The organism is Bradyrhizobium sp. 25ACV (assembly GCF_054863005.1).
On the sequence record NZ_JAVAYO010000205.1, the window covers coordinates 1 to 235 of the forward strand.

The 235-nt window shown below is 41.7% G+C and carries 1 pseudogene; it reads right to left on the reverse strand.

Going from position 1 to position 235, the window contains the following annotated elements:
* Positions 1-235: pseudogene (locus RAD04_RS39165) on the reverse strand (hypothetical protein); the annotation flags it as partial.

Genomic DNA, 235 nt, shown 5'->3' on the forward strand with positions numbered 1-235 from the left:
TAAATGAGGATACCATTCATCACCAGCTCGTGGTTTCGTCGTTCCAACCGGCGTTACTCCAACAGATAAAAGTGCCTCAGCCCCCTCATTTGTTAAAACAACAACTCTTTTTGGCGTACCATTCACTGTCGTTTCGCCCATTGCATGTTTTATCGTATACGAATCTTTTGCTTTAGCTGATGTCTCATTTTCTTTCTTCTCTTCTTTACTACACCCTGCGATTATGATCGTTAGT